Below are 13,584 nucleotides of genomic sequence, written 5' to 3' on the forward strand. Positions count from 1 at the left end.
GTGTGTTGTGTTCTCCTTTTTTTCCCCTTTGTTGGGCCTGCCCTCCGTTTTGTTCTTGTCTCTTTTGGTTTTCTTGGGGCGCTTTTAGTGTGGGGCGGCCCCCCACGTCCGCGCGGACGTGCCAGGAATGTGCCCGAGGCCCTTCAGAGGCCTTGAACCGGCTTTCAGGGCCGGACCCGAGTTTTCGAAGGCGCGGCGGTTTTCGTCGCGCCTTTTTCGTGGCGTGGCGGCAAGCCAGGGCTCGCAAAACTTTCTCTTGCCGATGACGCTAAAATAAACGACAAATTTCCACTCGGGCATTTGCCGGCCCGAGACTGGACTTGATGGGATCAAAGGAGCTTCCCATGCCGCAGACCGGCACCGTCAAATTCTTCAATCATGCCAAAGGCTTCGGCTTCATCACGCCGGATGATGGGGCGAAGGATGTCTTCGTCCATATTTCGGCCGTGCAGGCGTCGGGTCTTCCCGGTCTTGAGGATGGGCAGAAGGTAACATTCGACACCGAGCCGGACAAGCGCGGCAAGGGTCCGAAAGCCGTCAACCTGTCGATCGGCTGAGCCGAGTTCGAGACAGCGTCGGACGGTCCCGTGGCGCAGGTCCACTCCTTGTTGAGCGTACGATATCTGTGCCTTGCGCCATGCCGTCGATGAATATCGGCTGGCCCCAGCCCGTCAATTTCGTTCAGCCCCCGTTCAGCCACGGTCGCCTATCAGCTTCGGTAAAGCCGGACCGCATCCCCCAAATTACCCGGGCCGGCATGAAGGAGACCGACATGAACCGAATTTTCAAGACCGCCGTCCTGTCCGCCGCGATTGCTGCGACCATGCTCGCGACCTTGCCAGCGGCCAGCGCTGGTGACTGGCGCCACCGGCACCATCATCGTGGCAATGGCGATGCGATCGCGGCAGGCGTCCTTGGCCTCGCGGCCGGCGCCCTGATCGTTGGTGCGCTCAACAACCCGCAGCCCAGCTATTACGACCCCGGCTACGACGATTATGGTCGTTATCCACGCTCCGCCCCGGTGCGCCGCTACTACGCGGAACCGCGGGTCGTCTACAATGACGGCTACGCAGAGCCATGGACCCGTGGCTGGTATGAATATTGTTCGGATCGCTATCGCTCTTTCAACGCCCGCACCGGCACGTTCATCGGCTATGACGGCGAACAGCATTTCTGCACCGCGAACTGAGGCTTCCTGCCCCCAAACAAAGCGCTGTCCGCAAGGCCAGCGCGTTTTTGTTGTCAGCATGCATAAGGGAAGAGATTGAAGCGCGTCGCATGAGGCACCCCACACGCGACGCGCTTTAAATCAGGAATGGATTGCTCCGGCGCTCCTCGCCGAAGCGGCCGCCGGGACCATGGCCGCAGATGAAGCCGATGTCGTCGCCGAGCGGCAAAAGCTTGTCCTTGATCGAGGCGATCAGCGCGGCATGGTCGCCGCCCGGCAGGTCGGTGCGCCCGACCGAGCCGCGGAACAACACGTCGCCGACATGGGCGAACTTCGCAGCACGATTGTAGTATACGACATGGCCGGGCGCGTGGCCCGGGCAATGAAAGACCTCGAACGCGTGCTGGCCGAACGAGACGGTATCGCCTTCGCTGAGAAAGCGGTCGGGCACGCAGTTGCGCACCGGATCGGCGATGCCGTAGTGTTTCGCCTGGTTCTCGAGATTGGCAAGCAACGGACGATCGGCCTCATGCGGGCCGATGATCTCGATGCCGAGCGCCTCCTTCAGCTCCATGGCGCCGCCGGCGTGGTCGATATGACCATGCGTGATCCAGATTGCACCGGCGTTGATCGCATTGTCCTTGAGCACTGCCAGCACCTTGTCGATGTCGCCGCCCGGATCGACGACAACGCCTTGTCTGTCGTCCATGTCGAAGAGGATGGTGCAGTTTTGCTGGAACGCCGTGACCGGCACGATACCGGCATTGAGCTGACCCATGATCGTCCTTTCGCTGTGTCGGCCCTGATGTAGAGACACATGTAAACGGCGTCCACCGCTGCCACGCACAAAAATGGGCGGCCGAAGCCGCCCATGCGAAAAGCCCGAAACCGCCAGGCTTACTTCTTCATCGCATTCATGACCGCGCCGATGATGGCCGTCAGAATGGCGCCACCACCGGCACCGCCGACGATGTTCTGCACATTCAGCGCGCTGCCCAATCCGCTCGTTGCCGCTGCGGCTGCAGCCGGATCGATCGTACCACCGCCGAGCAGGCTGCCGAGGATGGCCGCACCGCCGACGCCGCCAAGCGCGCCGCCCAGGATTTTGGTAAGCTGCCCCATTGCCGCTGTCTTGAGCGCCGCGCCCACCGCCTGGCCACCGATGATACCCGTAATCACCTGAACAATGATCGGAAGAAGCGTGTTCATGTCCATATTACCAGTCCCTCCATAGCTGCCAGCCTCCCGGGCCGACAGCATCATGAGACGCCGAATTGGACGAAAGTCAAATGCAGAACTGCTTAAATAAAAGGGGCGGCTCGAAAACCGCCCCTACTTATTAAAAAAGCTGTGACTTTCGTTATTCTGCGGCGATCGCATGCTTGGGTTGAACGGCTGCAGAATAGTCGTTCATCAGAGTCTTGGCGATTTCACCCACCTCGAATCGGTATGGACCGATCTCTGAAACGGGCGTCACCTCGGCCGCCGTTCCGGTGAGGAAGCACTGCTGGAAGCCTTCGAGCTCTTCCGGCATGATGGTGCGCTCGATCACCTCGAAGCCGCGATCCTTGGCAAGGCCGATCACCGTACGGCGGGTGATCCCGTCGAGGAAGCAATCGGGGGTGGGTGTGTGGATCTTGCCATCCTTGACGAAGAAGATATTGGCGCCGGTCGCTTCCGCAACCTGGCCGCGCCAGTCGAGCATCATGGCGTCGGCATAGCCTTTGGCTTCGGCGGCATGCTTGGACATGGTGCAGATCATGTAGAGGCCGGCAGCCTTCGATTTCGACGGCGCGGTGCGCGGATCGGGGCGGCGCCATTCGGCCAGATCGAGACGGATGCCCTTCAGCTTCTGTGCCGGATCGAAATAGCTCGGCCACTGCCAGATGGCGATGGCGCAGTTGATCCTGCTGTTTTGCGCCGAAACCCCCATTTGTTCGCTGCCGCGCCAGGCGATCGGCCGGACATAGGCATCCTGGAAACCCTGCTTTTTCAACAGCGTGCGGCAGGCGTCGTCGATCTCGGCAACCGAATATGGAATCTTGAAGCCGAGGAGGCGTGCCGATTCGTGCAGGCGCTCGCTGTGGTCGGTCAGCTTGAAAATCTCGCCGCCATAGGCGCGCTCGCCCTCGAACACCGCGCTGGCGTAGTGCAGGCCATGGGTCAGCACGTGGATCTTGGCGTCGGCCCATTTGACGAACTCGCCGTTCATCCAGATAAAGCCGTCCATTTGGTCAAAGGGAACGGATGCCATGGTAACCTCCCGCGGGCGGCCGCCCGCACATATTGTGTCGTTGCGTGTTTCATGTCAGCCGCACCGGGCGGCCGGTATCTCGAAGCGTAGGCGGATATATAAGGTCTGGCAAACACAGGAAGTTCCGGAAAAACGGCTTTCCCTTGCCTTTTCGTTCGCAATCCGCCGAAAAGCTTGTCAAAAATTACCATTGCCGGGAAATTACGTCAATAGTACTGACATAATTTCCCTTTCGCACGGAGAAAAGATGACGGATCGCAGCCACCCAGCCGGAAAACCGATCAGGACGGCGATCACCGACGAGGACGGCATCGACTTTGCCATCATCGAATTGTTCTTCTTCGCCTATCGCGATTTTACCTCCGATCCGGACCAGATCCTGTCCGATTATGGCTTCGGCCGCGCCCATCACCGGGTTCTGCATTTCGTCAATCGCAGGCCGGGCCTGACGGTCGCCGAACTCCTCGACGTGCTGAAGATCACCAAGCAGAGCCTGGCGCGCGTGCTCAAGCAACTGATCGACACCGACCACATCGTCCAGTTGCAGGGTCCGCGCGACCGCCGCCAGCGCGAGCTCTATCCGACAGCCAAGGGCCGCGCCCTGGCACTGGCGCTGGCACGGCCACAGTCACGCCGCATCCATGCTGCATTGGAAGATTCCGGAGCCACCGAACGCGCCTTGATCGAGCGCTTCCTGGAAGCGATGGTCAATCCGGAACTAAGGGCGCAGATCGACATTGTGCCCGCAAAAACGTCAGGGAAAAGCCATGGAGACCATTGAAAGGGTTGATCGACCGGCAGCACCGGACGACGACGCGCCGCATCTGCTGGTGATTGATGACGATACCCGTATCCGCAATCTTCTCAAACAATATCTGACCGAAAACGGCTTTCGCGTCACCGTTGCCGGAAATTCCGGCGAAGCGCGGCGCAAGCTCGCCGGCCTCGATTTCGACCTGCTCGTGCTCGATATCATGATGCCGGGCGAAACCGGCGTCGATCTCGCCAAGGCGCTGCGGGCAAGCAAGAACGTGCCGATCCTGATGCTTACCGCGCTCTCCGAGACCGACAGCCGGATCACCGGGCTCGAGGCCGGCGCCGACGACTATTTGCCGAAGCCTTTCGATCCCCGCGAATTGATCCTGCGCATCAACAACATCCTGCGCCGCGGCGGTCCGGCAACGACGCCCAAGGTCGAGCAACTGGTCTTCGGCCCCTACACGTTCCAGATCGCCAGGCGGGAGCTCAAGCGCGGCGGCGAGGCTCTGAAGCTGACCGACCGCGAGCAGGAGATCCTGGCGATCTTCGCGGCGCGGGCCGGCGAAACGATACCGCGCCATGAGCTTGTCGGCGACGAGTCCGAAGTCGGCGAACGCACCATCGACGTCCAGATCAACAGGCTGCGCCGCAAGATCGAGCGCGATCCGTCCAATCCGGTCTGGCTGCAGACCGTGCGCGGTATTGGGTATCGGCTCAGCGTGGAATAGACTGCCGCCCGCAGCCCCTTGTTGACTGGCTGCAGATGAGCAAAAAGGGCGTATGGCAACCACGCAACTGGAACGGCCGGGAGATCGCGGCTTGAGCGCTCGCGCCACGCGGGCGCTCAAGGCGGTGCCGCTTGCCTGGAAACGGTTCTGGCGCCTCGTTTCGCTTTACATGCCGAAGCGGCTCTATGCCCGCTCGCTGATCATCGTCATCGCACCGATGATCCTGCTGCAATCGGTCCTCGCCTTTGTTTTCATGGAACGCCACTGGCAGACCGTGACGCAGCGCCTGTCGCAGGCCACGGTCCGTGACATTGCCGCCATCGTCGACCTGGTCGAAACCTATCCGAACGACGCCGACTACGCCAACATCATCCGCATCGCACAGGACCGCATGCAGCTGAAGATCGACTTGCTTCCGCCCGATCCGCTGCCGGCGCCCGGTCCAAAGCCGTTCTTCTCGATCCTCGACGAAATTCTCTCGTCCGAGATCACCCATCAGATCAACCGTCCGTTCTGGATCGATACGGTCGGCAATTCCAATATCATCGAGGTCCGCGTGCAGCTCGAAGGCAAGGTGCTGCGCGCCTTCGTGCGCCGCAGTCAGGCCTATGCCTCGAACACGCATATTTTCCTGATCTGGATGGTCGGCACCTCGCTGGTGCTGCTGATGATCGCCATCCCGTTCCTGCGCAACCAGATCCGGCCGATCCTGACGTTGGCCGAGGCCGCCGAAAGTTTTGGCAAGGGCCGGCCGATGCCGCTCGATTTTCGTCCGCGCGGCGCCGAGGAGGTTCGCCGCGCCGGCTTTGCTTTCATCCAGATGCGCGAACGCATCGAACGCCAGCTCGAACAGCGCACCGCCATGCTGAGCGGCGTCAGTCACGATTTGAGGACCATTCTCACCCGCTTCAAGCTGCAGCTTGCGCTGACCGGGACCAAGGCCGACACCGAGGCGCTTGGTCAGGACATCGATGACATGCAGTCCATGCTGGAAGGCTATCTCGCCTTTGCCCGCGGCGAGGCGACGGAAGACGCCGGCCGTTTCAATCTTCAAGCCTATTTCGACAAGCTCGGCGAGGAGGCCACGCTGCGCAAGCGCAAACTGTCGACCGCGCTCGCCGGTGATCCAAATGTGCATGTGCGGCCCCACGCTTTTGCCCGGCTGTTATCCAATGTCGTCGGCAACGCCTTCCGTTATGCCAAGACGGTTGAGATCAACGCCAACCACGGCCGCGGCTCGCTGCTCGTCACCATCGACGACGACGGTCCGGGCATTCCACCCGAAAAGCGCGAGGAGGTGTTCAAGCCTTTCGTGAGGCTTGACGAGGCCCGCAACCTCGACGCCAGCGGCACTGGCCTTGGCCTTGCCATCGCACGCGACATCGCCCGCAGCCATGGCGGCGACATCATGCTCGACAAGAGCCCGCTCGGCGGCTTGCGCGCAGTCATCAAGGTTCCCGCCTGATTAGAACGACGTGCGTCCAATTGGACGCACAAAGTACGCTCTACACTATCGGATTCGATTTTCGGGCCGATGCGCTGCTTTCCGGTGGTTGTAGACGGCCATCGGCTATGCCTTCATCGGCCCGTCATGAAACCATGCTGAAGAGCGCGCATGAAGCGCGTGATCCTGATTGATTCGGCCTTGCGGCCCCGCATCAAGGAAACCGACGACCTTTCAAGCAAAGGGCTGCTATGCGCATCCTGATGGTCACCGACGCTTGGCGCCCGCAAGTCAACGGCGTCGTCCACACGCTGGAACGGCTTTCGGAAACCCTGAAATCCCTCGGCGTCGAGACGGACTTCCTGACCCCGAACATCTTTCGCACCTTGCCCATGCCGACCTATCCGGACATCCGGCTGGCGCTGACGACGCCAGGCCACATCGCGCGCCTGATCGAAGCGCGCAATGCCGATCATATCCATATCGTCACCGAAGGTCCGCTCGGCATCATGGCGCGGCGCTATTGCCGCAGAACAGGCCGGCCGTTCACGACAAGCTACCACACGCGTTTTCCGGAATATCTGAGCGCGCGGCTGCCGATACCGGAAGCCTGGGCCTATCGCTGGCTTCGCGATTTCCACAATTCCGGACAGGGCACTCTGGTCGCCACCCAGTCGCTGGCGGACGATTTGTCGGCGCGCGGCTTCACCAAGCTGAGACCATGGACGCGCGGCGTCGACACCGACCATTTCCGGCCGGACAAGAAGAAGGATCTGGGACTCCAGCGACCGATCTTCCTCTGTGCCGGCCGCGTCGCGATCGAAAAGAACCTGGCCGCCTTCCTCGATCTGGATTTGCCCGGCAGCAAGGTGATCGTCGGCGAGGGGCCGGAGTTGGCCAGGCTCAAGGCCAGATACCCCGATGCCCATTTCCTTGGCCACCGCCCGAACGACGAACTGGCCGAAATCTACGCCTCGGCCGATGTCTTCGTCTTCCCCAGCCGCACCGACACGTTCGGCAATGTCATCATCGAGGCGCTAGCCAGCGGCACGCCGGTCGCAGCCTATCCGGTGACGGGACCAATCGACATTGTCGGCGACGGCGTCGGCGGAGCTGTGTCGAACGATTTGCGTGAGGCCGCGCTCGCCGCGCTCCACGTCGATCGCGCCGAGGCGCGCCAACGGGCGATGCGCTATAGCTGGAAAGCCTGCGCGGAGATGTTCCTGGAAACGGTTGGAGAGGCGCTGGGCACCCAGCGAAAACTGACACCAACTTTCGTCATCCACGGGCGAAGCGGCGGCGAAACCGACGCGCAGACCCGAGGATCCATTCCGTGACCTGCGAGCGGCCCTTCGGTGAAGAACCTGTTGGGTTGAGGCGGCGGCGAGCCGCACTTGCTCCACAGGAGCGGCCAAGGAAAGAACAACGCGATTCTGGACCGTCCTATTCTTCGACCACTGCTACGGCATGGATCCTCGGGTCTGCGCGTCCGCTTCGCTCCCGCTCCGCCCGTGGATGACGAAGCTAGAACAACCTGCCGCCGTCAGGCACCCTGCGTTCGATTGCGCCGAGGACGACAGCACCCTCCTCGTCGGGAAAGCCAAGCGTCAGCACTTCCGACATGAAGGGTCCGATCTGCCGCGGCGGAAAATTGACCACCGCGAACACCTGCCGGCCGATCAGCGTTTCCGGCGCATAATATTTGGTGATCTGCGCCGATGATTTCTTCACCCCGATGTCAGGGCCGAAATCGATCTTCAGCTTGATCGACGGCTTGCGCGCCTCGGGAAACGGTTCGGCCTCGACGATGGTGCCGGCGCGGATATCGACACGGTCGAAATCGGCGAAGCTGATCTCGGGCTTGCGCTGGCTGCTCGAACTCATTGAGGACCTGGCTCAGGCGTTTCCGTAGGTCTCGAACAGGACGCCGGCCAGCGCATCCTTGGCCGAGGTTCCCGACCAGACAACGAACTGGAACGCCTGGAAATAGCATTCGCAGGCTTCCAGCGCCGACGACAACAGAACCTCGACCTGCTGGCTCGACGGCTCGACCCCGCCGGCGAGCAGCAGCGACTGGCGGAACATGATCGCGCCTTCCTGTTCCCAGAGGTCGAAATGGCCGAACAGCATCTGCTCGTTGATCAGCGAAAGCAGCCGCATCACTTCGAGCGCGCGCGCCTCCGGCACCTTGATGTCGAAAGCGCAGGCCAGATGCAGCGCCTCGAAATCCTCCATCCAGGAAAATGAGACGTGGTAGTCGGTCCAGCTTCCGGCAACCGAAATCGAAATCTCGTCGTCGCCGGCCCGTTCGAAGGACCAGTCGTTGTTGTGCGCCACCTGCTCGATAACATCCACCGGATGGATTTCGCGCGAGAATTCGAGTTCGAGAAGTTCCATGGAATGCTTCCTGTCGTTCTGGGAGCGGAGCGCCACCACACGCTCCGCGGGAGAGGCACACACAACGAACAATCTTGTCTAGAACTCGGACGGCCGGGACTTCGTCAACGCAAAGACCCCAGACCGGACCCCACCGCCCGGCGCATGACCCTGCTCCGAATCATGCAACAAATTCAGTCTATTGATCGGGAGTCGCGTGACCAGCCCAATTTTTCGCACTGCGTCATTCGCATGTGGAAAGCCGCTGTCACAAAGATTCACGCAATGCCGGTAAGCGATTCACGACAAAGCGCTTTTTGCGATTGTGCTTTGTGGAAAAGTTTAACGATTATTTTTTTGATCTGGGCTTTGTCGCAGCCGCAGGTGCGGTCTGCCCTGTCAATTCGGCGAGCTTCGCCTCGAGCGCTTCGAGGCGCGTCGCGAGACGGGTATTTTCTTCCCTGGCTTTTACCGCCATATCGCGGGCAGCTTCGAATTCTTCGCGCTGCACCAGGTCCATCGAGTTGAGAACTCGCTCGGCCTGCCCCTTGAAGGCGGTTTCCACTTCGCGGCGCACGCCTTGCGCGGCACCCGCAGCGTCGGTCATCAGCTTGGCGAATTCATCGAGAATGCGATTCGGTCCGGTCGACATGGCAAATCCTCGCTTGCTCGATTTGACGTAGTGGCGCGCGACGCGGAATGCAAGCATCCACGTCGCCTTGACCCCGTCAAAACCCTGCCGCATGGTCCGCGCCCGAACGTGATCGCAACCAGGAGATCCTGTTGAGCGAATATCTTATGCTGCCGCTGGCCGCCCTGCCCTTCCCCAACATCGACCCGGTCATCGTCCAGATCGGACCGCTGGCGGTGCACTGGTATGGCGTCGGCTACATCGTCGGCATTCTCTTTGCCTGGTGGTATGCCAAGCGGCTCGTCACCAATGCGAGGCTCTGGCCCGACGGCACCGTGCCAATGAAGCCCGAGGACCTCGACGACTTCATCGTCTGGGCGGCCATCGGTGTGGTGCTTGGCGGGCGCACCGGCTACGTGCTGTTCTACGACCTGCCGCGCTACATCGCCCATCCGCTCGATATCGTTGCCGTCTGGCAGGGCGGCATGTCGTTCCATGGCGGGATGCTGGGCGTCATTCTCGCCATGACGCTGTTTTCCTGGTCGCGCGGCATCCGCACATGGTCGCTGTTCGATGTGGTGGCGGCTGGCGTGCCGGTCGGCCTTGGCCTTGTCCGCATGGCGAATTTCATCAACTCCGAACTCTGGGGCCGGCCGACCGACGTACCATGGGCGGTCGAATTCCCCAATGGCGGGCCATTTGCGCGCCATCCGAGCCAGATCTACGAGGCGCTGCTCGAAGGCCTGGTGCTGTTCCTGGTCCTGCGCTTCCTCACCCATTCCAGGCTCAAGCTGAAGACGCCGCGCTTCGTCGGCGGCGCCTTCATCGCCGGCTACGGTCTCTCGCGCATCTTCGTCGAATTCTTCCGCGAGCCCGACCAGCAGCTCGGCTATCTCCTCGGCACCGGCTGGCTGACCATGGGCATGGTGCTGTCGCTGCCGATGCTGCTGGCCGGCATCTGGGCGATGGCGACGGCAAAGCCGGTAACACAGCCACAGCCGGTATGACCCGACTAAAAACCCGCATCGTCAAGCTGATCGCTGCGGCGGGGCCGATCCCCGTCAACCAATACATGGCGCTTTGCCTGTTCGACCCGCAGGACGGCTACTATACGACGCGCGAGCCGTTCGGGGCTGCCGGCGACTTCGTCACCGCGCCGGAGATCAGCCAGATGTTCGGCGAGCTGATCGCTGTCTGGCTCTATGAAGCCTGGCTAGTGACCGGCCGGCCGATGCCGGTCACCATCGCCGAGATCGGCCCCGGCCGCGGCACGCTGATGAAGGACATGTTGCGCACGCTTTCGCGGCTCGATCCGGCGCTGACCGCCGGCGCATCGTTCGCCATGATCGAGACCAGCCCAAGACTGGCAGATGTCCAAAGGCAAACACTTGCCGCCACGCCGGCCACGATCGGCTGGCACGAAAGCATCGATACGCTGCCGCAGACCCCGCTTTTCATCGTCGGCAACGAATTGTTCGACGCAGTGCCGATCCGCCAGTTCGTCCGCGCCGGAACAGGCTGGCGCGAACGGATGATCGGCCTCGATAGCGCCGACGAATTGCACTTCTTCGCCGGCGCCAGCTCGGTCGATCCAACGCTGTTGCCGAACGATGCCGAAAACGCCCCACAGGGCGCGATCGTCGAGGTCGCGCCGGCCCGAGCCGCGCTGATGGCGAGCATCGCCGAGCGATTGGCCGGGCTCGGTGGCGCCGGCCTGTTCCTCGACTATGGCTACCTCCAGCCAGGGATCGGCGACACGTTGCAGGCCTTGCGCAAGCACGATCACGAAGATGTGCTGGCCAATCCGGGCGAAGCCGATCTCACCGCCCATGTCGATTTCGCCGCCCTTGCCGCAATTGTGCGGGCACACGGCCTCGATGCCCATCTCTCCACGCAAGGCGAATTCCTGGTGGAAATGGGCCTTCTCGAACGCGCCGGCCAGCTCGGCGCCAACGCCAATGAGGCGGCTCGCGAAAAGATTGCAGGCGAGGTCGAACGCCTCGCCGGCCCGCAAGCCATGGGCGACCTGTTCAAGGTGCTTGCCGTCCTGCCTGCCGGCATCGCCGTTCCGCCCTTTGCAACAGCGGATTGACTTTTCACTGCCGCCTCTCCCACTCTCCCTATTTCCGACTGTCGCCGATCTATGGAGTGTAGCTCATCTGTGGACTGTCGCGATCTTTGGACTGTCGCTTGACGAAATCGCCCACACGGACAACAACGCCGCCATGCTGAATCAGACCAAGCCGGATCCCGTTCGGTCGCCCTTGCTGGAAAAGGCGCGGGCGCAAGGCATTCGCCACGGCTATTTCACCCGCATCGGCGGCGTCTCCAGCGGCATCTATCGGGGCCTCAACATCGGCACCGGCTCAAGCGACGACCAGACGCAAGTAGCCGAGAACCGCCGCCGCGTCGCCGACTGGATGGGCGTGCCATCAAGCCATCTCTTGACCGCCCACCAAATCCATTCGCCCGACGTCGTCATCGCCAGGGAGCCCTTTTCCGGCGAGCGGCCGAAGGCCGACGCTGTCGTCACTGACCGGCCGGGCATCGCCGTCGGCGCCTCGACCGCCGATTGCGGACCGGTGCTGTTCGCCGATGCCGAAGCACGTATCATCGGCGCAACCCATGCCGGCTGGAAGGGCGCTTTGTCAGGCGTGCTGGAAAACACCATTGCGGCTATGGAAGGCCTCGGCGCCCGGCGCGAGCGCATCGTTGCGGTTCTTGGTCCTTCCATCGGCCCAGAAAAATACGAGGTAGGACCGGAATTCGTCGCCCGCTTCATCGAGGCCGACGCCGACAATATCCGCTATTTCGCGCCTTCCGCGAAACCAGGGCACGCGATGTTCGACCTCAACCTCTATACGGTCGATCGGCTTACCCGGACCGGCGTGGTCGCCGACGGGCTCGGCCGCTGCACCTATGCCGAGGAGGATCTGTTCTATTCCTACCGGCGTAGCACGCATCGCAAGGAGCCGGATTACGGGCGGCAGATTTCGGCAATCGTTTTGGAGACAGAATAATGGCGCTGCATTTCGAACGGTCGGAATTTGACGCGCGGCGCGATCGGCTGATGATCGAGATCGCCGAGAAGAAACTCGATGCCGTCCTGCTGTTTGCTCAGGAGAGCATGTACTGGCTGACCGGCTACGATACTTTCGGCTTCTGCTTCTTCCAGTGCCTGGTGGTGAAGGCAGACGGTTCGATGATCCTGCTCACGCGCTCGGCCGATCTGCGCCAGGCGCGCCACACCTCGATCATCGACAACATCGTGCTGTGGACCGATCGCGACGGCGCCAATCCGGCGATCGACCTGCGCAATTTGCTCAACGATCTCGACCTGCTCGGCGCCCGCATCGGCGTCGAATACGACACCCACGGCTTGACCGCCTACAATGGCCGGCGCCTGGACGAGCAATTGCAGACCTTTGGCCAGATCGCCGACGCTTCCGGCATCGTCAACCGGCTGCGCCTGTTCAAGAGCCCGGCCGAAGTCGCCAAGGTGGAAAAGGCCGCAAATCTCGCCGACGACGCGCTGGACGCGGCCCTGCCGCTGATCAAGCAGGGTGGCGACGAAGCCTTGATCCTTGCCGCCATGCAGGGCGCGATCTTTGCCGGCGGCGGCGATTATCCGGCCAACGAGTTCATCATCGGCTCTGGCGTGGACGCGCTGCTTTGCCGTTACAAGGCCGGCCGTCGCAAGCTGGGTAAGAACGACCAGCTGACGCTCGAATGGGCCGGCGTCTTCCACCACTACCATGCGGCGATGATGCGCACGGTGCTGACCGGCAAAGTGTCGAAGCGTCACCAGGAACTGTTCGATGCTGCGCGCGCCGCACTTCTGGCGGTCGAAAAGGCGATGACGCCCGGAAATACCTTCGGCGATGTGTTTGACGCGCATGCCCGCACGCTCGAGGCGCACAACTTGACCAAACACCGGCTCAACGCCTGCGGCTATTCGCTCGGCGCCCGCTTCACCCCATCATGGATGGACATGCCGATGTTCTATCAGGGCAATCCGGAACCCATTGCGCCAAACATGACGCTGTTCGCCCACATGATCATCATGGACTCCGAAACCGAGACGGCAATGACGCTCGGCCGCACCTATCTGACGACTGAATCGCAGCCGAAACCGCTGTCCCGCCATGATCTCGACTTGATTGTGCAATGAATCCATAATGGTACGGATGCAAAGGGCGTTCATCGCCAGGGAGTTTTGAGGGA

16 protein-coding genes are annotated in these 13,584 nt (G+C 61.8%); 10 read left to right on the forward strand and 6 right to left on the reverse strand.

Annotation, left to right across the window (positions count from 1 at the left end; genetic code table 11):
• The first annotated feature begins 344 nt into the window (after positions 1-344).
• Together AC0L3L_RS33045 and AC0L3L_RS33050 are read left to right on the forward strand one after the other, a co-directional pair.
• Entirely contained in the window at positions 345-557 is a 213-nt protein-coding gene (locus tag AC0L3L_RS33045) for a cold-shock protein (protein ID WP_006202521.1), read from the forward strand.
• A 215-nt stretch (positions 558-772) separates the two neighbouring features.
• Complete coding sequence (locus AC0L3L_RS33050; protein WP_473641442.1) at positions 773-1,189, forward strand: BA14K family protein; 417 nt, start codon at positions 773-775, stop codon at positions 1,187-1,189.
• A gap of 115 nt (positions 1,190-1,304) precedes the next feature.
• Here the strand turns inward: AC0L3L_RS33050 and AC0L3L_RS33055 are convergent, their stop codons facing one another.
• From AC0L3L_RS33055 to AC0L3L_RS33065, 3 genes are all read right to left on the reverse strand, one after another.
• Positions 1,305-1,946 carry an MBL fold metallo-hydrolase gene (locus tag AC0L3L_RS33055; RefSeq protein ID WP_473551508.1) on the reverse strand — a complete coding sequence of 214 codons (642 nt, stop codon included), beginning with the start codon at positions 1,944-1,946 and terminating at the stop codon, positions 1,305-1,307.
• 119 nt (positions 1,947-2,065) lie between these two features.
• Positions 2,066-2,383, reverse strand: coding sequence for a hypothetical protein (locus tag AC0L3L_RS33060; protein WP_095491592.1), 318 nt, complete (start codon positions 2,381-2,383; stop codon positions 2,066-2,068).
• A gap of 145 nt (positions 2,384-2,528) precedes the next feature.
• The gene (locus AC0L3L_RS33065) at positions 2,529-3,422 is read right to left on the reverse strand and encodes a branched-chain amino acid aminotransferase (protein ID WP_029349987.1); all 894 of its coding nucleotides are present in this window, start codon (positions 3,420-3,422) and stop codon (positions 2,529-2,531) included.
• 247 nt (positions 3,423-3,669) lie between these two features.
• Here AC0L3L_RS33065 and AC0L3L_RS33070 point away from each other — a divergent pair, with 247 nt between their 5' ends.
• From AC0L3L_RS33070 to AC0L3L_RS33085, 4 genes are all read left to right on the forward strand, one after another.
• Positions 3,670-4,203 (forward strand): MarR family winged helix-turn-helix transcriptional regulator, encoded by a 534-nt coding sequence (locus tag AC0L3L_RS33070; RefSeq protein ID WP_031255243.1) that lies wholly within the window; start codon positions 3,670-3,672, stop codon positions 4,201-4,203.
• Positions 4,190-4,909 (forward strand): response regulator, encoded by a 720-nt coding sequence (locus tag AC0L3L_RS33075; protein ID WP_095491594.1) that lies wholly within the window; start codon positions 4,190-4,192, stop codon positions 4,907-4,909. Before AC0L3L_RS33070 ends, AC0L3L_RS33075 begins: the two co-directional genes overlap by 14 nt.
• 52 nt (positions 4,910-4,961) lie before the next feature.
• Positions 4,962-6,374, forward strand: coding sequence for an ATP-binding protein (locus tag AC0L3L_RS33080; protein WP_473488737.1), 1,413 nt, complete (start codon positions 4,962-4,964; stop codon positions 6,372-6,374).
• 230 nt (positions 6,375-6,604) lie between these two features.
• Positions 6,605-7,690 carry a glycosyltransferase family 4 protein gene (locus AC0L3L_RS33085; protein WP_473488738.1) on the forward strand — a complete coding sequence of 362 codons (1,086 nt, stop codon included), beginning with the start codon at positions 6,605-6,607 and terminating at the stop codon, positions 7,688-7,690.
• 187 nt (positions 7,691-7,877) lie between these two features.
• Here AC0L3L_RS33085 and AC0L3L_RS33090 read toward each other — a convergent pair whose 3' ends face one another.
• From AC0L3L_RS33090 to AC0L3L_RS33100, 3 genes are all read right to left on the reverse strand, one after another.
• Positions 7,878-8,237 carry a tRNA-binding protein gene (locus tag AC0L3L_RS33090; protein WP_292180350.1) on the reverse strand — a complete coding sequence of 120 codons (360 nt, stop codon included), beginning with the start codon at positions 8,235-8,237 and terminating at the stop codon, positions 7,878-7,880.
• 12 nt (positions 8,238-8,249) lie between these two features.
• On the reverse strand, positions 8,250-8,750 hold the full coding sequence (locus AC0L3L_RS33095; protein WP_006202532.1) for a type III secretion system chaperone family protein: 501 nt from the start codon (positions 8,748-8,750) through the stop codon (positions 8,250-8,252).
• Between the two features lie 328 nt (positions 8,751-9,078).
• A complete protein-coding gene (locus AC0L3L_RS33100; protein ID WP_473488760.1) occupies positions 9,079-9,381 on the reverse strand; it encodes an accessory factor UbiK family protein in 303 nt (100 codons plus the stop codon).
• A 131-nt stretch (positions 9,382-9,512) separates the two neighbouring features.
• On the opposite strand from AC0L3L_RS33100, the gene lgt reads away from it, so the two are divergent.
• The 4 genes from lgt (at position 9,513) to AC0L3L_RS33120 (ending at position 13,531) form a co-directional block, all read left to right on the forward strand.
• Positions 9,513-10,367 carry a prolipoprotein diacylglyceryl transferase gene (gene lgt / locus AC0L3L_RS33105; protein ID WP_473488739.1) on the forward strand — a complete coding sequence of 285 codons (855 nt, stop codon included), beginning with the start codon at positions 9,513-9,515 and terminating at the stop codon, positions 10,365-10,367.
• The gene (locus AC0L3L_RS33110; protein ID WP_473488740.1) at positions 10,364-11,452 is read left to right on the forward strand and encodes a class I SAM-dependent methyltransferase; all 1,089 of its coding nucleotides are present in this window, start codon (positions 10,364-10,366) and stop codon (positions 11,450-11,452) included. Before lgt ends, AC0L3L_RS33110 begins: the two co-directional genes overlap by 4 nt.
• Positions 11,453-11,585: 133 nt before the next feature.
• Positions 11,586-12,380 carry a peptidoglycan editing factor PgeF gene (gene pgeF / locus AC0L3L_RS33115; protein WP_473488741.1) on the forward strand — a complete coding sequence of 265 codons (795 nt, stop codon included), beginning with the start codon at positions 11,586-11,588 and terminating at the stop codon, positions 12,378-12,380.
• The gene (locus tag AC0L3L_RS33120) at positions 12,380-13,531 is read left to right on the forward strand and encodes a M24 family metallopeptidase (protein WP_473488742.1); all 1,152 of its coding nucleotides are present in this window, start codon (positions 12,380-12,382) and stop codon (positions 13,529-13,531) included. Before pgeF ends, AC0L3L_RS33120 begins: the two co-directional genes overlap by 1 nt.
• The last annotated feature ends 53 nt before the right edge of the window (positions 13,532-13,584 follow it).

The organism is Mesorhizobium sp. WSM4849, from assembly GCF_055811385.1.